This window comes from Kitasatospora sp. Ki12, from assembly GCF_054601375.1.
The window spans coordinates 1,746,091-1,763,515 of the sequence record NZ_BAAIHT010000002.1 but is presented as its reverse complement, the minus strand read 5'-3'; the positions used below and the strand labels follow the sequence as shown (position 1 = coordinate 1,763,515).

At 74.1% G+C, this 17,425-nt stretch carries 15 protein-coding genes; 8 read left to right on the top strand and 7 right to left on the bottom strand.

The window, feature by feature from the left end; all coding sequences use genetic code 11:
* Positions 1-92: 92 nt before the first annotated feature.
* A complete protein-coding gene (locus tag ACYP53_RS25185; protein WP_189921123.1) occupies positions 93-686 on the bottom strand; it encodes a TetR/AcrR family transcriptional regulator in 594 nt (197 codons plus the stop codon).
* 130 nt (positions 687-816) lie between these two features.
* Positions 817-1,419 carry a flavin reductase family protein gene (locus tag ACYP53_RS25180; RefSeq protein ID WP_189921121.1) on the bottom strand — a complete coding sequence of 201 codons (603 nt, stop codon included), beginning with the start codon at positions 1,417-1,419 and terminating at the stop codon, positions 817-819.
* Positions 1,420-1,686: 267 nt separating this feature from the next.
* Between ACYP53_RS25180 and ACYP53_RS25175 the strand changes: the two genes are divergently transcribed.
* Positions 1,687-2,451: an SDR family NAD(P)-dependent oxidoreductase gene (locus ACYP53_RS25175; protein WP_189921119.1), complete on the top strand. Its 765-nt coding sequence runs from the start codon at positions 1,687-1,689 to the stop codon at positions 2,449-2,451.
* A gap of 91 nt (positions 2,452-2,542) precedes the next feature.
* Here the strand turns inward: ACYP53_RS25175 and ACYP53_RS25170 are convergent, their stop codons facing one another.
* On the bottom strand, positions 2,543-3,277 hold the full coding sequence (locus ACYP53_RS25170; protein ID WP_459649065.1) for an SDR family oxidoreductase: 735 nt from the start codon (positions 3,275-3,277) through the stop codon (positions 2,543-2,545).
* Positions 3,278-3,624: 347 nt separating this feature from the next.
* On the opposite strand from ACYP53_RS25170, the gene ACYP53_RS25165 reads away from it, so the two are divergent.
* Positions 3,625-5,250, top strand: coding sequence for an FAD-dependent monooxygenase (locus ACYP53_RS25165; RefSeq protein WP_459649064.1), 1,626 nt, complete (start codon positions 3,625-3,627; stop codon positions 5,248-5,250).
* A 92-nt stretch (positions 5,251-5,342) separates the two neighbouring features.
* On the opposite strand, the gene ACYP53_RS25160 is transcribed toward ACYP53_RS25165, so the two are convergent.
* On the bottom strand, positions 5,343-6,416 hold the full coding sequence (locus tag ACYP53_RS25160) for a ketoacyl-ACP synthase III family protein (protein WP_459649063.1): 1,074 nt from the start codon (positions 6,414-6,416) through the stop codon (positions 5,343-5,345).
* 56 nt (positions 6,417-6,472) lie between these two features.
* Between ACYP53_RS25160 and ACYP53_RS25155 the strand changes: the two genes are divergently transcribed.
* On the top strand, positions 6,473-7,510 hold the full coding sequence (locus tag ACYP53_RS25155) for an RNA-guided endonuclease InsQ/TnpB family protein (protein ID WP_459649062.1): 1,038 nt from the start codon (positions 6,473-6,475) through the stop codon (positions 7,508-7,510).
* A gap of 588 nt (positions 7,511-8,098) precedes the next feature.
* Positions 8,099-9,154, top strand: coding sequence for an acyltransferase domain-containing protein (locus tag ACYP53_RS25150; RefSeq protein WP_459649061.1), 1,056 nt, complete (start codon positions 8,099-8,101; stop codon positions 9,152-9,154).
* 58 nt (positions 9,155-9,212) lie between these two features.
* Here ACYP53_RS25150 and ACYP53_RS25145 read toward each other — a convergent pair whose 3' ends face one another.
* A complete protein-coding gene (locus ACYP53_RS25145; protein WP_189926054.1) occupies positions 9,213-10,424 on the bottom strand; it encodes a nucleotide disphospho-sugar-binding domain-containing protein in 1,212 nt (403 codons plus the stop codon).
* A gap of 180 nt (positions 10,425-10,604) precedes the next feature.
* Here ACYP53_RS25145 and ACYP53_RS25140 point away from each other — a divergent pair, with 180 nt between their 5' ends.
* Positions 10,605-12,266 carry a class I adenylate-forming enzyme family protein gene (locus ACYP53_RS25140; RefSeq protein ID WP_229929261.1) on the top strand — a complete coding sequence of 554 codons (1,662 nt, stop codon included), beginning with the start codon at positions 10,605-10,607 and terminating at the stop codon, positions 12,264-12,266.
* Between the two features lie 152 nt (positions 12,267-12,418).
* Here the strand turns inward: ACYP53_RS25140 and ACYP53_RS25135 are convergent, their stop codons facing one another.
* Positions 12,419-13,099, bottom strand: coding sequence for a response regulator (locus tag ACYP53_RS25135; protein ID WP_189926056.1), 681 nt, complete (start codon positions 13,097-13,099; stop codon positions 12,419-12,421).
* Positions 13,100-13,418: 319 nt separating this feature from the next.
* Complete coding sequence (locus ACYP53_RS25130) at positions 13,419-13,859, bottom strand: nuclear transport factor 2 family protein (protein WP_189926058.1); 441 nt, start codon at positions 13,857-13,859, stop codon at positions 13,419-13,421.
* A gap of 373 nt (positions 13,860-14,232) precedes the next feature.
* Between ACYP53_RS25130 and ACYP53_RS25125 the strand changes: the two genes are divergently transcribed.
* The 3 genes from ACYP53_RS25125 (at position 14,233) to ACYP53_RS25115 (ending at position 17,424) form a co-directional block, all read left to right on the top strand.
* Positions 14,233-15,018, top strand: coding sequence for an SDR family NAD(P)-dependent oxidoreductase (locus tag ACYP53_RS25125; RefSeq protein WP_189926060.1), 786 nt, complete (start codon positions 14,233-14,235; stop codon positions 15,016-15,018).
* A 100-nt stretch (positions 15,019-15,118) separates the two neighbouring features.
* Positions 15,119-16,072: an aromatase/cyclase gene (locus tag ACYP53_RS25120; RefSeq protein ID WP_459649060.1), complete on the top strand. Its 954-nt coding sequence runs from the start codon at positions 15,119-15,121 to the stop codon at positions 16,070-16,072.
* Positions 16,069-17,424, top strand: coding sequence for an FAD-dependent monooxygenase (locus ACYP53_RS25115; RefSeq protein WP_459649059.1), 1,356 nt, complete (start codon positions 16,069-16,071; stop codon positions 17,422-17,424). The genes ACYP53_RS25120 and ACYP53_RS25115 overlap by 4 nt, the downstream gene beginning before the upstream one ends.
* Position 17,425 lies beyond the last annotated feature (1 nt).

Below are 17,425 nucleotides of genomic sequence, written 5' to 3'. Positions count from 1 at the left end.
CGTGAGGTCTGGATGGTGCCGACAAGCGGTTGGGAGCGGTGCTGTGGTGCTGGGGTGGTGCTGGTCTCGCGGGTCGATCGGGTGCGGCGGTCTCAGAGGCCGATCTCGAGCAGGTCGAAGGCCTCGTCGATGAGGTTGGCCGTGGTCCGGCCGTCCTGGTTGATCCAGGAGAAGCGGACCGCCCACTGGATCACCGAGAACGCCGAGGTGACCACGACGCTCGGGTAGCTGTCCTTCATCGGGTCGGCGCCGACCCGCTCGGCGACCGCGAGGATGAGACTCCGGAACATCTCCTCCTCGCCGCCCGAGCCGCGCTTGGCCAGGAGTTCGGGGTGCCGGCGCCACAGTTCGCGCCAGAGCTCGGACTCCTCGCGGGCCGGGACGAACGAGTCGGCGATCTCCTGGGCCACCACGCGCATCGACCGGAACACCGGCTCGTCGGCGGGGCGGGCCTCGAAGAGGGCCGTCAGGGACTCGGACGACCAGGACGGTCGCATCTGGAGGGCTTCGTCCTTGGTGGAGAAGTAGTTGAAGAAGGTCCGGGGGCTGATGTCGGCGGCCTCGCTGATGGCTTCGACGGTCATCGCGTCGAGGCCCTTGTCGAGGACCAGCCGGACGGCCGTGAGGGTGATCGCGTGTCTCTTGGCCGCCTTCTGTCGTTCTCTGCGTTGGTCCGATGCGCTCATCACGACTGCACTCTATGCAATCTTGGCGCAGACTGCAATAACTGCAGAGGTTGCATACTCATCGGATAATGCAAAAATTGCACGATGTGCAAAGTTCGAGAGTTTCGGCGACTGCTCCAGCAGGCGCGGGTCAGCCTTCCGCGGCGAGGGTGATCGCGGCCGACGCCTCGTCCGGCTGGGCGGGCCACGTCCCGTACTGGCTGCGCCAGTACATGAGCGGCGTGGAGAGCCCCTGGTGGGCGGTGCCGTCCACGACCGCGCCCACCAGCACCGTGTGGTCGCCCGCCCGGACGGCGCCGGCCAGCCGGCAGTCCGCGTGCGCGATCGCGTGCCGTTCGATCCACGGCAGGCCGGTCGCGGGGCTGGGCCGCCACGGCGTCGCCCCGAAGCGGTCGCCGCTGCGGGAGGCGAACAGGTTGGAGACCCCCTCGCCGCGCTCGCGCAGCACGTTCACCACGAAGCCGCCGCGCGCCAGGATCGCCGTCAGCACGGTGCTGCGGTTGTCCAGGCAGGCCAGCAGCAGCGGCGGACGGGCCGAGACGCTGCACACCGCGCTGCAGGTCAGCCCCTTCGGCCGGCCCTCCTCGTCGAGCGTGGTGATGACGCTGACCCCGGTGGGCAGCGTGGCCATGATCGACCGGAACACGCTGTCCTCCACGTGCGCTCCGCTGTCGTCGTAGTCGATCCGCAGCACCCGCTCGTCGGTGTGCGCGCTCCCGGTGTCGGTGTTCATGCTTCCTCCCAGTCCTCGGGTACGTCCCCGCGGTCGGCCGGGGTGGCCGTGCGGTTGGCGGCGAGGCTGGCAGAGCCGTTTCGACCCGGGTTCGAATTCCGGACAACGCGCTTGCCCGGCAGGCGGGTTGACGGCGGCTCCAGGATCCAGGCCATGGGCCTCGAACCGCCCTCCAGGCGGGCCGGGCAGGCTCGCGCCGGGACCGGCGGACGCTCCGCCGGGCCCCCGGAGGCCGGCCCACCGGACACCGGGCCGCAAGGAGGCAGCGTGGAACTCGCAGTCGCGGACCGGGTGGTCCTGGTCACCGGTGCGACCGGAGGGATCGGGCGGGAGATCGCCAGGGCCTTCGCCGCCGAGGACGCCCGGGTCCTGGTCGGCTACCACAGCAAGGAGCGCGAGGCCGTCGAACTGGCCGAGGAACTGGGTGCGGCCAAGGGCCGGGCCCGGGCCGTGCGCTACGCGCTGACCGAACCCGAGCGCACCCTCGACGAACTCGCCGCCGCCGGTGACGGCTGGGCGGACATCGACGTCCTGGTCACCAGCGCCGTACGGATGATGGCCACCCGCCGGGCGCCGGGGGTGCGCTTCGAGGACGTCCCGGTCGAGGACTGGGAACCGGTGGTGCAGCAGAACCTCGCGCCGACGGTGCGGCTGGCCCAGCTGGTCGTGCCCGGCATGCGGCGGCGCGGCTGGGGCCGGATCGCCCTGCTCTCCTCGCACGTGGCGGTCGACGGCCACCGGGGCCAGGAGTTCTACGGCGCGGCCAAGTCCGGACTGCACGGCTTCGCCCGCAGTCTGGCCTGGGACACCGGGGCGGACGGCATCCTGGTCAACGTGGTCTGCCCCGGGCTCACCCTGACCGAGCGGGCCCTGACCGGGCTGCCGGCCGCGGTGCGGGAGCAGGAGAGCGCCCGTACCGCGAGCGGCCGGCTCAGCGCGCCCGCCGACGTCGCCAACGCCGTGCTGTTCGTCTGCTCGGGGGCCAACGGCAACATCACCGGGGAGGTGCTGACCGTCGCGGGCGGGCGCTGAACGCGCTGAACGTACTGAACGCGCTGAACGTGCGGAAGGGGCGGCCGGGGTGTCCCGGCCGCCCCTGATCCGTGCCCGATCCGCGGCAGGATCAGCCCAGTTGCTCCCGGGTGGAGAGCACCGCCAGCTCGGTCACGTGCACCCCGGACGGGGCGTGCAGCACGTGCAGCACCTGCTCCGCCACCTCCGCCGGGTCCAGCCCGACGGCCTCCTGCACCTTGGCCAGCACCCCGCGCAGCGCCTCGTCCCTGATCCGGGCGGCGCCCCCGGTGTGCACCGCGCCGGGTGACACCAGGGTGACCCGTACGCCGTCCCCGGCGAGCTCCAGCCGCAGGCCGTCGCTGAGCGCCACCAGCGCGTGCTTGGTGGCCGCGTACACGCCCTGGATCGCGTGGGACACCGAACGCCCGGCCGTGGAGCCGATGTTGACGATCTGCGGGTGCTCCCCGGCGAGCAGGGCCGGGATCGCCGCCCGGCTGACCGTCAGCACCCCGAGCACGTTCAGGTCGAGCATCGCCCGCCAGTCCGCGGGATCGCCGTCCCGCACCAGGCCCAGCGGGAACACCCCGGCGTTGTTGACCAGGACGTCCAGCCCGCCCAGCTCCTCGCAGGCCCGTCGCACGGCGGCTCCGGCCGCGGCCTCGTCGGCCAGGTCCACGCCCACCGCCGGCGCGCCGAGTTCGGCCGCGAGGCCGTCCAGCTCCGCCGACGGACGGGCCAGCAGGGCGACCCGGCCGCCGTCCGCGGCCACCGCCCGGGCGATCGCCGCCCCGATGCCCCGCGAGGCCCCCGTCACCAGTACCCGTCGCCCGCTCGATCGCGTCATCCTCGGTTCCTCTCCGATTCGCCCGGTTCAGCCGGTTCAGCCGGTGGGGTCTTCCCCGTGGCCCGGCCGATCAGCAGTACCGGGCGTGGCTGGAGAACCGTTGGAAGGCCGTCCGGCGTTCCCAACTCGGCCGCACCGTAAGCCTGTCAGGGGCGGGGCGCGGACCGGTAGGGTCGGTCGGCCGAACTTCCGGGCGTCGGGGGAGCGCAGCCGTTCTCCAGCAGCGCAGCCGTTCTCCAGCACCGTTCGAGGCGGACCGGCCAGGGTGTGGGCGCGGGCGCGGGCGGCACCGACCTCCGCGCCCAGCCATCTGCACGTTCAGGTACACGCTCGGACGAGGGAGAGTCATGGACGACGAAGAAGTGTCGGTACTCGTGGTCGGCGGCGGCCTCGTCGGGCTGTCGGCGGCCGCCTTCCTGCGCGGCCACGGCATCACCACGACGGTGGTCGAACGGCATCCGGGCACCTCGGTGCTGCCCCGCGGCCGGGTGATGAACTCCCGCTCGATGGAGATCTACCGGTCCTCCGGCCTGGAGCCGGTGATCCGGGCGGCGCCGCCCTCGGTGTTCGACCGGTACCCGGAGCTGGCCCGGGTGGAGACGCTGGCCGGGCCGGAGATCTACCGGGTGCGGCGCGAGGCGCCCGGCTCGGTGGCGCACCTCAGCCCCTGCGAACCCGCCTTCGTGGACCAGCAGGTGCTGGAACCGCTGGTCCTCGACCACGCCCGCAAGCTCGGCGCCGACGTCCGCTTCGCCACCCGGATGGTGGAGTTCGAGCAGGACGCGGACGGCGTCACGGCGCTGGTCGAGTCCGCCGGCACCGGCGAGCGCCGGCGGATCCGCGCCCGCTACCTGATCGGCGCGGACGGGCACCGCTCCCCGGTCCGGCAGGCCCTGGGCATCACCACCCACGGGCCCGGGGTGCTCCACCACGTCGCCAACATCGTCTTCGAGGCCGACCTCACCGCGCTGCTGCGCGGCCGGCTGATCTCGGTCTGCTACATCGACAAGCCCGAGGCCGGCACCCTGCTGGCCATGTTCGAACGCCAGGACCGCTGGCTGCTGATGGTGCCGTACCACCCCGAACGCGGCGAGCACCTGGACGACTTCACCCCCGAGCGCTGCCTGGAGCTGGTCCGCACCGCCACCGGGGACCCGGCGCTCGACGCGGAGATCGTCCCGACGCTGGCCGACGCGGCCCGGCCGGTGCAGGGCTGGGAACTCGCCGCCCGGGTGGCCGACCGGTTCCGCGACGGGCGGGTCTTCCTCGCCGGGGACGCCGCCCACGTGGTCTCGCCGGCCGGCGGCTTCGGCGCCAACACCGGCGTCCAGGACGCCCACAACCTGGCCTGGAAGCTCGCCGCCGTCCTGAACGGCTGGGCCGGCCCCGAACTGCTCGACTCCTACGAGGCGGAACGGCAGCCCGTCGCCGAGACCACCAGCGCCTTCTCCGCCGCCAAGCAGCACGAGCGCAGCCGCTCCGACGGCGAGGGCGGCGGCGTCTCACCACTCGCCCTGACCTTCGGTTACCACTACCGCTCGGCCGCCGTGATGGGCGGGGCACCGGCCGGGACCGAACCCTGCGAACCCGCCGACCTGGCCGGCCTCGCCGGGACCCGGGCACCGCACGTCCGGCTGACCCGCGAAGGCGCGCCCGTCTCCACGCTGGACCTCTTCGGCGACCGCTTCGTCCTGCTCACCGGCCGCGACGGCACCCCCTGGGCCGAGGCGGGCAGCCGCGCCGCCGCCCGGCTCGGGACGCCGTTCGCCGCCCACCGGATCGGCACCGACCTCGCGGACCCGGACGGCGAGTGGGGCGCCCGCTACCAGCTCGGCCACACCGGGGCCGCCCTGGTGCGGCCGGACGGCTTCGTGGCCTGGCGCTCGGTGGACCACGGCGGCCGGTGCGGCGCCGCGCTGGAGGGCGAACTGGCGCACGTGCTGGGCCGGTTGGTGGCCCGTACGGCGCCCTGACCGGCGCCCTCGCGGCGCTCGCGGACATGACGGAGGCGGCCGGCCCGGGAGAGCTCCCGGGCCGGCCGCCTCCGTCATGCTGAGGGCCTCTCTCAGGCCCCGCCCCCGTAGTCGTAGTCGTCCCCGTGTGTGACAGGCTGCCCGTCGGCCCGCGCCAGGACCTCCAGGACGGCGCCGGACCAGGTGAAGCCGGCGCCCACGCCCAGCAGCAGCACCCGCTGGCCCGGCTCCAGCCGGCCGGTCCGCCACAGCCGGGCGAGCCCGGCGAACTGATCGGCCGGCCCGAGGTGCCCGACCGTCCGGCCCCACTCCCAGGTGGAGCGCTCCACCGGGATCCCGTAGCGGCGGAAGTAGCCGGAGTCCAGCCGGTGCATGCCCAGGTTGGGCAGCACGAAGTGGTCGATGTCGGCCAGGTCCGTCCCGGCCTCGGCCAGCACCGACTCCAGCGAGGTGCGCCCGCCGCGGGACACCCGGGTGGCCGTGTACGGCATGCCGTGGCGGGCGATGAACGCCTTCTGCCAGACGCCCATGTCGATCGGCCGGCGATGGGTGAACGGCGCGTCGGAGAACAGGTCGTCACCCCGGTGCATGGCCTCCAGGCCGGGCTCGGAGTGCGACACCAGCGCGACGATCCGGGCGAAGCCGGGCCGGCGGGTGACCACCACGGCGGCCGCGCCGTCCGCGTAGAACGTCCCCGGGTCGGTGCGCCAGCGGTCGAACCCGGGCGGGCAGAAGCGGTCCCCGGCGGTCAGCAGCGCGGCCCGGTCCTCGGGGGCGCCGTCCAGGTAGTGGCAGGCGAGGTCCAGCGCGGCCATGCCGCCGTTGGACATCTGCCGCACCTCCATCGCCGGGCAGTGGCTCGCCCCGGCGACCTCCCGCTGCACGAAGGAGGGCGCCGGCCACTCGTCCAGTCCCTGGTAGTACGCGGTGGCGTGCAGCAGCAGCGCGAGGTCGGCCGGATCGCGCCCGGCCGACCGCAGCGCGGCGCGCGCCGCCCGTACCGCCATCTCGGGCGCCGAGAGCGTGTCGGAGACGCGCACCGACAGCATCCGGGTGGACGCCTCCAGCTCCGGCTCGCACCAGCCCGCGCGGACGGCGTCGCGTACGGCCACGGGCGGTGGCAGATGGAAGGCGGCGCCCGCGATGAACAGGCCCTCGAACCTCATCCTCACCTCTGATCTCCCAGGATGCCCCGGCCTTCAGGCCGGGGAGGAATGGGGGTTTGACGCGGAGCCGCGTAGCGGCGGAGCGGTCTCCGGAGGTTCTGACTTACCGGAACTTCTTCGACTCGGTGTCCGGTAAGCGCGCCGGTCGGCCGATCGGGCTTCCCCGGTTCAAGTCGAAGCGCGATGGCCGGCAGTCGCTGCGGTTCACCCGTAACGGGTTCCGTCTCCGGGGCAACGGGAAGCTGAACCTGGCGAAGATCGGCGATGTGCGGGTGAAGTGGTCGCGCGCTCTGCCCGCCGACCCGTCCTCGGTGACGGTCGTGCTGGATGCGGCGGGCCGCTACCACGCGAGCTTCGTGGTGGACGTCGAACCCGGCCACCTGCCCGAGGTCGATGCCGAGGCCGGCATCGACCTCGGGCTGACCACCTACGCGGTCCTCTCCGACGGCAGCGTCATCGACAACCCGCGCTTCCTGCGCAAGGCCGAGAAGAAGCTCAAGGCCGCGCAGCGGGAACTGTCCCGCAAGGCCAAGGGCTCGAAGAACCGGGCCAAGGCCCGCAGGAAGGTCGCCAAGGCGCACGCCAAGGTGGCCGACACCCGCAGGGACTGGCTGCACAAACAGACCACCAAGTTGATCGGCGAAACCCAAGCCGTCTACCTGGAGGACCTGAACGTGCGCGGCCTCGCCCGGGGCCGACTCGCCAAGTCCGTCCACGACGCCGGATGGGCCGCCTTCCGGCGACTGCTCGAAGAGAAGGCAGCCCGCTACGGACGGCACGTCGGCATCGTGCCCCGTGCGTTCCCGTCCTCCCAGCTCTGCTCGGCGTGCGGACACCGTGACGGGCCCAAGCCCCTGCACGTGAGGGAATGGGCGTGTGGTGCGTGTGGCGTGCTGCATGACCGTGACCTCAACGCTGCTCGGAACATCCTGGCCGCCGGGCAGGCGGACAGGCTGAACGCCCCTGGAGGGCCGGCAAGACCCGGCGTGGCGATCCCACGCCGGGCACGGCCCGTCGAACGGGGAACCCGCCTCGGCGACCCGCCACGCACGGGTGCCCGTGCCACGGGCGCGGGAGGAATCCCCGTCCGCTAGGGCGTGTCTGACAATTCCCGCCGGGCGCGCGACGCCGGGGCACGCACCTCGCCGCGTTGTCGTCGGTCGCCGATGCTCCGCATGGACTCCCTCCTCCGCCTTGCGATGCACGCACCCCAACGCCGCGCGCTGATCCGACGCGAATTGTCAGACACGCCCTAGGGCGGGGAGGATGTCAATCCGTTGTCGATGAGTCGATGAGTCGGTGTCGGTATGTCGGTGTCGGTGTGTCCGTGCGCCCACGGGCGTCCGTGGGGCGGGGTGCCGGACCGGGCGGTGGGCGCTGTCGGCCCCGCCGGCCCGGCACCGTGCCGTGGTGATCGGCCAGGACGAGGCCGGACAGCGGCTTGTGGCGCGCGCCCGGGGTCGTCCTCCGTCGACCGTCCCGCGGGTTCCGCGTGGTCGGTCGACCTCCATCCTGGGCCGGGCGCCTCGACCTGACGTGGAGCGAGGTTCGAGGCCGGACCGGGCCGGTCGACCACCGGTCGAACGGCGGTCGAGACCGCCTCGACCCGGCCCGGCCAGCATCGGCGCCACGAGGGCGCGTCCCAGGGCGCGTCTGACCGAACCCTGGAAGGACGGACCGCGATGACGACACTCCCCGGCCGGACCACCGCCACGACCACCGGCGGAGCGGACTCCGGCCCCCGCCCGGTGGTGCTGCTGCTGCCCGGCCAGGGCGCGCAGTACGAGGGGATGGCGGTGGGCCTGTACGGCACCGAGCCGGTGTTCACCGCCGCGATGGACAAGGTCTTCGGGCTGATGGGCCCGGAGGGCGGGCGGGTGCGCGCGGACTGGCTGAGCGAGCGGCCCGCGGTGCCGCTGGACGACGTGACCCGGGCCCAGGCCCTGCTGTTCGCCGTCGACCACGCGCTGGCGCGGCTGGTGCTCAGCTGGGGGATCCGGCCGGCGGCGGTGCTCGGGCACAGCGTCGGCGAGGTGGTGGCCGCCGTCCTGACCGGGGTGCTGGAGCTGCCGGACGCGGTCCGGCTGCAGATGGACCGGATCGCCCGGATCAGCACCGCCCCGCCCGGCGGCATGCTCGCGGTGGCCGCCCGGCGCGAGGAACTGGCGCCGTACCTGAGCGAGCAGGTGGTGGTCGGGGTGGTGAACGGCGCCAAGCAGTGCGTGCTGGCCGGGCCGGAGGACGAACTGGCCGGGGTGGAGGCCCGGTTGCGGGTGGACGGGTTCCTCTGCCGGCGCACCCGGGCGGTCCAGGGCTTCCACAGCCCCAGCCTGGCGGCGGCCGCGGCGCAGTCGCTCCCGACGGTGGCCGCGCTGCGGCTGTCCCCGCCGGACCCGGTCCTGTTCTCCGGGTACACGGCCGGGCCGCTCACGCCCGGGCAGGCCACCGACCCGGCGTTCTGGGCCGGGCAGCCGGCCGCGCCGGTGCTGTTCGGGCCGGCCCTCGGGGCGCTGCTGGACTCCGGCCGCTACGTGCTGGTCGAGGCGGGCCCGGGGCAGGGCCTCACCGCGCTGGCCCGCCGCCGGCCGGCGGTCGTCTCCGGCCGCAGCGCGGCCGTCCCCACCCTGCCGGCCCGGCGCGGCGCCCCCGCCGACGACCGGCGGGCGGTGCTGGCGGCGGCCGGCTTCCTCCGGGCGGAGGGGTACGAGGCCGCACCCGCGGCGGCGGCCCGGGCCTGACACCGGGTCGGGCCCGGCCCGCTCACCAGCGGACCGGGCCCGATCGGGAGGACGGACGCTACGGCTGGACGACCAGCTCGCTGCCGGTCACGCCGCCCTCGGCCACGGCGCGCTCCAGCAGCCCCACCAGCCGGGCGGGCGACGGCATGGCGGCGTTCTCGTCCCGCAGCCGGGCGGCGCTCGTCCGGTGCCCGGGCACGGTGAGCAGTGCGGTGACGGCCTCCGCGACGGCGTCGGGGTCCGGACCGTCCGGGACGTCCAGGGTCAGGCCGGCGCCGACCTCGGTGATCCGCTCCGCCCAGTGGTCCTGGATCGCGGTGTGCGGGACCACCAGCTGCGGCAGCCCGGTGACCGCGCTGATCATGCCGGTGCCGACGCCGCCGTGGTGGATCACCGCGTCGCAGCTCGGCAGCAGGGTGCTCATCGGGAAGGCGCTCAACAGCCGGACGCCGTCCGGGAGGTCGGCGGGGGAGACGTCGTGGTGCCCGGCGACCGTCAGGACCGGTTCGGCCCCGGCCCGCAGCACGCCCTCGGCCAGCCGGCCCAGCAGCCCGGTCAGGGCGGTGGTGGTCACCCCGCCGGTGACGCAGACCCGGGGGCGCTCCGGCCGCTCCAGCAGCCACTCCGGCAGCACCAGCGGCCCGTTGTACGGGACCAGCCGCATCGGCGCCCAGGGCACCGGGTGCGGCGAGCGCAGGGTCTGCGGGCAGGGGTCGATCCAGGCGTCCGGCGCGAACCGGGGCTCGACGCCGAAGCGTTCGAAGAGCCCGGCGAAGGGCTCCCGGAGGTCCTCGTCCCGCTCGAAGTCGAAGCCGAAGGAGAAGCCCCAGGTGTGGCCGAAGGCCGGGACCTTGAGCGCCGCCGCGGTGACCAGCCCGGCCAGCGCGACGGTGTCGTACACGACCACGTCGGGGCGCCAGGCGCGGGCGAGGGCGACCAGGTCGTCGGTCATCGCGTCGGCGGAGGTGATCTGGCGGGTGCCGAGCAGCCGCCGGGTGTCCCGGTCGAGCCGTTCGGGGTTGCTGACCCAGCCGGAGGCCAGCCGGCGGGGGCCGCCGGTGGAGGCGAGGCCCCGGTGGGTGGCCTGCGCGGCGCGGATGGCGTCCTCGTCGCCGACCTGGGCGACGGTGAGCCCGGCCGCGGTGAGGAAGGCGGTGGCGGCCGGACGGGAGGCCACCAGCACCTCGTGCCCGGCGACTTGGCAGGCCCAGCTCAGCGGGGTGATCCACGGCAGGTGCGCCCCTGCGGTGGCCACGAACAACACGCGCATCCGCTACTCCCATCGGTCGGTTCTGCGTCGACGTGCGCCGGCCAGCCTGGACCGGCGCGATCGCGGCCCGGTCGAGGGAGCCCGCCCGCTCGAACGGGCCGCGATCCGTGCCCCAAGGCGGCCTGCCACGGTCCCCGTACCGGGTGCGGGTCGCACCCACCGGACGGAGGAGGAAGACCCTTGACCACGTCCAGCCCAACTGCCCGCCGGAGCAGCGCCGTGGCCGGCGTTCCGCTGGCCACGATCGCGGACCGGCTCGGCGGACCCCGGGTGGATCACCTGCTGAGCCGCGCGGCGGCCCTGGCCCCGGACCGCGCGGCGCTGCGCAGCCCCGACGGGTCGGTCCTGACCTTCGGCCGGCTCGACGGGCAGGTCGACGCCTTCGCCGCCGCCCTGCACGCCCTGACGCCGGGCCCGGAGGCCGTGGTGGCGGTCGCCGCCGAGCTGTCCCCGGCGTTCCCGGTCGCGTACTACGGCACCGCGCGGGCCGGCCGGATCGCCGCCCTGGTCAACCCGCTGCTGCGGGAGGAGGCCCTGGTGCACGTGCTGGCCACCTCCGGCGCGCGGACCGCGGTGCTGACGCCCGAGGTGTACCGGCGGGTGCGCACCGTCCGGGACCGGCTGCCGCGCCTGGAGACGGTGCTGCTGACCTCCGCCGCCGCGGAGGACGAGGGGGTGCCGGTGCTGGCCGAGGTGCTGGCGGCCGCGGCCGGGAAGCCCGTCCCGGAGGCCGCCGGGGATCCGGAGGCGGTCGCCAACCTGCTGTTCACCAGCGGCACCACCGGCGCGCCCAAGGCCGTCGAGCTGACCCACCGCAACCTGACCGTCAACGCGGCGCAGACCGCCCACGCGCACGGCCTGGACGCCGGGTCGGTGGTCTTCAACTACCTGCCCACGTACCACCTGATGCACCTCAACGCCGCGGTGCAGGCCGCCGCGACCCAGCTGCTGTGGACCGACCCGGACGTGCCGGGGTCGCTGGCCGCGGCGCGCGAGGGCGGCACCACGCACTACTACAGCCTGCCGATGCGGCTGTCGCGGCTGGCGGCCGATCCGACGGCGGGTGGGACGGTGCCGACGCTGCGCGCGGTCCTCTCCGGGGGGTCGGCGCTGGCGCCGGAGGCGACCCGGGGCCTGACCGCCCGCTTCGGGGTGCCGGTGGGCCAGGGCTACGGGCTGGCCGAGGCGTCCCCGCAGACGCACTTCGACCGGCTGGACGATCCGCGGGCGGGCTCCTGCGGGCCGCCGTCGGCCGGCACCGAGTCGCGGATCGTCCACGTGGACACCCGGGCGGAGCTGCCGGTCGGGGAGCGTGGCGAGATCCAGGTCCGCGGGCCGCAGTTGATGAAGGGGTACCTGGGCGCGGAGCCCACCGCGCACCTGGACGCCGAGGGCTGGTTCTCGACCGGCGACATCGGCTACACGGACGAGGACGGCTACCTGTTCGTCGTCGACCGGATCAAGGACGTCTTCAAGTGCGACAACTGGCTGGTGTCGCCGACCGAGGTCGAGGGGGTGCTGCGGGGGCGGCCCGAGGTCGCGGACAGCGTGGTGGTCGACCGCCCGGACCGGTTCAGCGGTGCGGTGGCGTACGCGCTGGTGGTGCTGGCCAAGCCGTACGCCGACGAGGAGGGGGCGGCGCTGGCGGCGGTGCGCGGGGCGAACGCGCTGATGCCGTACTACCAGCACCTGCGGTACGTGGAGGTGGTGGAGAGCATCCCGCGCTCGCAGAACGGCAAGGTCCAGCGCCGGGAGATCCGGGACGCGGTGCACGGCCGCGAGCTGCCGGAGCCCTCCGCGGAGGGGCCGCTGGAGGTGACCGGGGCGGCCCGCCCGGTGTGAGCGCGGACGCGGGACCGGCCCGGCGACCACCGTTGGTCGCCGGGCCGGTCACCTCGTCGCCGGCCGTTCGCAACCGGCTGCCCCGGCAGCGCGTCGGCCGTCCTCGGGGTCGGAGGGGTCAGGTCTGGAAGGGGTCGGGTCTGCCGGAGCGGTCAGGGCTGCCGGAGCGCGGTCAGCGGGGCGCCCCGGGTGCGGGTGGGGACGGGGATCAGCGACGCGGCAACCGCCTTGTTGACCGCGTCGATCCGGGACACCGCGCCCAACTTGCCGAAGACGTTGCGCAGGTGGCGCTTGACGGTGCCCTCGGCGATGCCGAGCCGGGAGCCGATCTGGAAGTTCGTCAGCGCCTGGGCGGCGAGGACGAGGACTTCGAGCTCCCGTTCCGACAGGGTGACCGTGGTCTGCGTGCTGAGCTGGGCGAGGCTGTGCTGGGAGACGGCCAGCGTGGACTGGTCCCGGCTGTACAGCCCGCGGATGGCGGCGAGCAGTTCGTAACGGCTCACGCTCTTGAGCATGAAGCCGCGTACGCCGAGGTCCAGCAGGTCGCGGACGGCGGCGGGCCGGTCGCTCATGCTCAGCACGATGACCCGGGCGTCGGGTGCCACGGAGGCGATCCGCCGGACCGCCTCCGCGACCTCCGCGTCGAGCAGTTCGCCGCCCAGCAGGACGACGTCGGGCGCGGTGGCGGCGGCGAGGGCGACGGCCTCGTCGACGTCGCCGGTGTCGCCGACCACCGCGAGGTCGGGTTCGGCCGCGAGGACCTGCCGCAGCGACTGCCGCAGCAGGGTGTGGTCGTCGATGAGCAGTACCCGGGCGGACTCAGTCGGTTTCATCTCGATACCGTTCTGCCGTTGGGACGGGCCGGGTTACTGACGATCTTTCCAATAGTTCGGCCGGGAGCGCGTCGAAGGCCGTTGGCTGGTAATCCGCTTCGTCGGATAAGAGGAGCCTCCGCGCATTTTGTGGTCGACATGACGGTTCTTCTCCCCCGCTCTGGTCTCTGGGTCGAGATGCGCCGATCTTGTCGGCCTGACCCTGCCATGAAGTCGTATTACCTGACAATACGAAGACTGTCTGATTGTCAACCTGCGTGCGTCATGAGCTTGGCAAAAACCGAACGTCCGTTAGGGTCCGGTCCGGCCCGGTCGCCGCTCAGGCGAGATCGTCCCGGGTCACCCGGCGGTCCACCACCACCCAGCCGCCGCCGGCCGGCGCCAGCAGGTCGACGCAGACCGTGGAGCGGTGCACGGTGGCCTCCCCGCCGCGCGGCACCTCCAGTACCAGCGCGTAGCAGGTCGCCCGGAGCAGGCCGTCCTCGGCGGGCTCGGTGGTCAGCATCCCCACCCAGTGCCGGTGCACCACACCCGCCTCGGCGAGTCGCCGGGACGCCTCCTTTGCCGCCGCCGCGATGTTGCCACGGCCGCGGACCGGAGCGGGCAGGCCGTTGGCCGCGAACACCCCGTCCTCGGCGAAGGTGGCCGCCCAGTCGTCGGTGGCCCCGGTGTCCAGCAGCCGCATCTGGCGGGCGTAGAAGTGCTGGACGCGCAGGTAGGTGTCGGTGTCGGTGAGCGCGGTGGCGTCGTGAGCGGTCATCGGGATTCCTCTCGGGGCAGATCGGGGCAGAGCGGCGTGCACGGTCGTGCACGGGCGCGAAGGGGTGGTGAAAGGGCGCGGACCGGCGCGCACCGGGGCTGGTCGCGCGGGGGCCGGGGCCGGGCGCGGACGGTCCGGGGGGGGGGTGAGCGGCCGGGACCGGCGGGCACGGGGGAACGGGGCGCGCCCGACTCTCGCAGCGGAGCCTGGAGAGCGCTTGGAGCTGCCGTCCAGCCGGGCCGCCGGAGGCCGGCCGTTCCGCCGCGCCTTGAGGGTGTCTTGAACCGTTCCCGGGAGAGTCCGCCGGAGCGTGACGACGTACCAGCCCCCGCCCGCACCCGGCGGCGGGGGACACCGGCGGGAAGGCGGAGACATGGCGGAACACAGCAAGCGGGTCGCTTTGGTGACCGGCGGGACGAGCGGCATCGGGCTCGCCGTTGCCGAGCAGCTGGGGCGGCGCGGCGACCGGGTGTTCGTCTGCGCGCGCACCGAGGACGACGTGGCGGTCACGGTCGAGCGGCTCCGCGAGCAGGGTCTGGACGTGGACGGCGTCAGCTGTGACGTCCGCTCCGGCGAGCAGGTCGCGGTGGCCGTGGCGGCGGCCGTGGAGCGGTTCGGGCCGGTCGAGATCCTGGTGAACAACGCGGGCCGGGGCGGTGGCGGGATTACGGCGGAGATTCCGGACGAGACCTGGTGCGACGTGATCGACGTCAATCTCAACGGCGTTTTCCGAATGACCCGCGAGGTGCTCGCCCGCGGCGGCATGCGCGAGGGGAGCTGGGGGCGGGTCATCAATATCGCCTCGACCGGAGGAAAGCAGGGCGTCGTCCTCGGAGCGCCGTATTCCGCCTCCAAGCACGGCGTCGTCGGATTTACCAAAGCTTTGGGGCTGGAACTGGCCAAAACCGGGATCACGGTGAACGCGGTGTGCCCCGGATACGTGGAGACGCCGATGGCCGGCCGGGTCCGGCAGGGCTACGCCGCGCACTGGGGCGTCACCGAGGCCGAGGTGCTGGAGAAGTTCGAGGCGAAGATCCCGCTCGGCCGGTACAGCACCCCGGAGGAGGTCGCCGCGATGGTCGGCTACCTGGCGACCGAGGCCGCCGACCCGGTCACCGCCCAGGCGATCAACGTCTGCGGCGGGCTCGGCAACTACTGATCCCGGCTCCCCGGCACCCCGGGCCGACCGCGTCCGGGCGGACCGCGTCCGACCACCCGCGTCCGACCACCCGAGTCCACCCCATGGAAGGAGGGCCACCGTGCCCGCGCAGGACATCCGGCACACCGATCACCGCATCCTCGTCTCCGCGCCCGCCGAGACGCTCTACCGGCTCGTCGCCGACGTCGGCGGCTGGCCGCACCTGTTCACCCCCACCGTCCACGCCGAACGGGTGGACGGCGACGACCGCCGGGAGCGGATCCGGATCTGGGCCTTCGCCAACGGCGAGGTGCGCAGCTGGACCTCGCTGCGCGAACTGGACCCGGACACCCGGCGGGTGGAGTTCCGCCAGGAGGTGTCCCAGGCGCCGGTCGCCTCGATGACCGGTAGCTGGACGATGGCCCCCGCCCCCGACGGCCGCACCGAGGTGGTGCTCGGCCACACCTTCGCCGCGGTGGGGGACAGCGCGCCGGACCTCGCCTGGATCGACCAGGCCGTGGACCGCAACTCCCGCTCCGAGCTGGGCTGCCTCAAGGAGATCGCCGAACGCAGCCCCGGCCTCGACGAACTGCTGCTCTCCTTCGACGACACCGTGCTCGTCCGGGGCCCGCGCGAGGAGGCGTACGACTTCATCCGCCGCTGTGAGCTGTGGCCCGAGCGGCTGCCGCACGTGGCCCGGCTGGAGCTGACCGAGCCGGAGGACGGCGTCCAGAAGATGGTGATGGACACCCGGGCACCGGACGGGACCACCCACACCACCGAGTCGGTACGGGTCTGCCTGCCGGAGCGGATCGTCTACAAGCAGACCGTGCTGCCCCCGATCATGGCCGCCCACACCGGCGCGTGGACCTTCGAGGAGACCGCGGAGGGCGTCGCGGCCACCTCCCACCACACCGTGGTGCTCCGGGCCGACGCCGTCCCCGCCCTGCTCGGACCGGACGCCACCCTGGCGCAGGCCCGCGACAAGGTGCGCGCCGCCCTCGGCGCCAACAGCCGCACCACCCTGGAGCACGCCAAGGCGCTGGTCGAGCGCAGCGCCAGGGCCGGCCGGTGACCGACCTGACGGCCGAGGTCTGCGTCGTCGGCGCGGGCCCGGCCGGCCTCACCCTCGCCCTGCTGCTCGCCCGCTCCGGCGTGGACGTCGTCGTGGTCGAGCGCTCCCGCTCGTTCGAGCGGCAGTTCCGCGGCGAGATCCTCCAGCCCGGCGGGATGACCCTGCTCGACCGCCTGGGCGTGCTGGCGGGGGCGCGCGAGCGCGGCAGCCACGAGCACGACCGGTTCGTGCTGTCCGAGCGCGGCCGGACCCTGATCGACGGCGACTACCGGCGGCTGCCCGGCCCGTTCAACTGCCTGCTGAGCATCCCCCAGCGGCACGTGCTGGAGGAACTGCTCGGCCAGTGCCGGGAGCTGTCCGGGTTCCGCTACCTGGAGGGCGCCAAGGTGGGCGCCCTGCTGACCGAGGACGGCCGGGTCCGCGGCGTGGTCGCCGGCGGCCGCGGCGGCGAACAGGTGGTCCGGGCCCGCTGGACGGTCGGCGCCGACGGCCGCTACTCCAAGGTGCGCCGGCTGGCCGACATCGGGGCCGGCCGCCTCGACGTCTTCGACCAGGACGTCCTCTGGTTCAAACTGCCCTCCGACGGACGGCCGTTGAACGAGGTGCGGATCTTCCGCGCCGGCGGCAACCCGGTCCTCGCGTACACCGCGGTGCCGGACGCCATCCAGGTCGGCTGGACCCTGCCGCACGGCGGCTACCGCACCCTCGCCGCCCGGGGCACCGAGCAGGTCCGCGAACTGATCTGCGCCGCGATGCCGATGTACGCCGACCAGGTCCGGGCGCGGATCACCGCGCTCGGCGACCTCACCCTGCTGGACGTGTTCTCCGGCGTCGCCCGGGAATGGGTCCGGGACGGGCTGGTGCTGATCGGCGACGCCGCCCACACCCACAGCCCGATCGGCGCGCAGGGCATCAACCTCGCGGTGCAGGACGCCGTCGCCCTGCACCCCGCGCTGCTCGCCTCGCTGGCCGCCGACGGGCAGAGCGCGCCGGTCCACGCGTACGCCACCGCCCGGCAGCGGGACATCGCCCGGATCATGCGCATCCAGGTCCTGCAGAGCCGCGGCATGCTCTCCAACGGCCGGGTGGCCGGCGCGCTGCGGCCCGTCCTCGCGCCGCTGCTCTCCCGCTCGCCGGTCTACCGCAAGGTGCTGGCCGAACTCGCCTTCGGCAACCGCGCCATCACACCGGCGCCGTCCGCGGTCGTCCGCGATCCGGGAGCCGATCCGGGAGCCGGCGCGGAAGTCGGCGTGGAAGTCACCGCGAAAGCCGGCGCGGAAGTCGGCGTGGAAGCCGACGCCAAAGCCAAAGCCAACGCCAACTCGGAAGCCAACTCCGAAGCCCAGGGGTAGA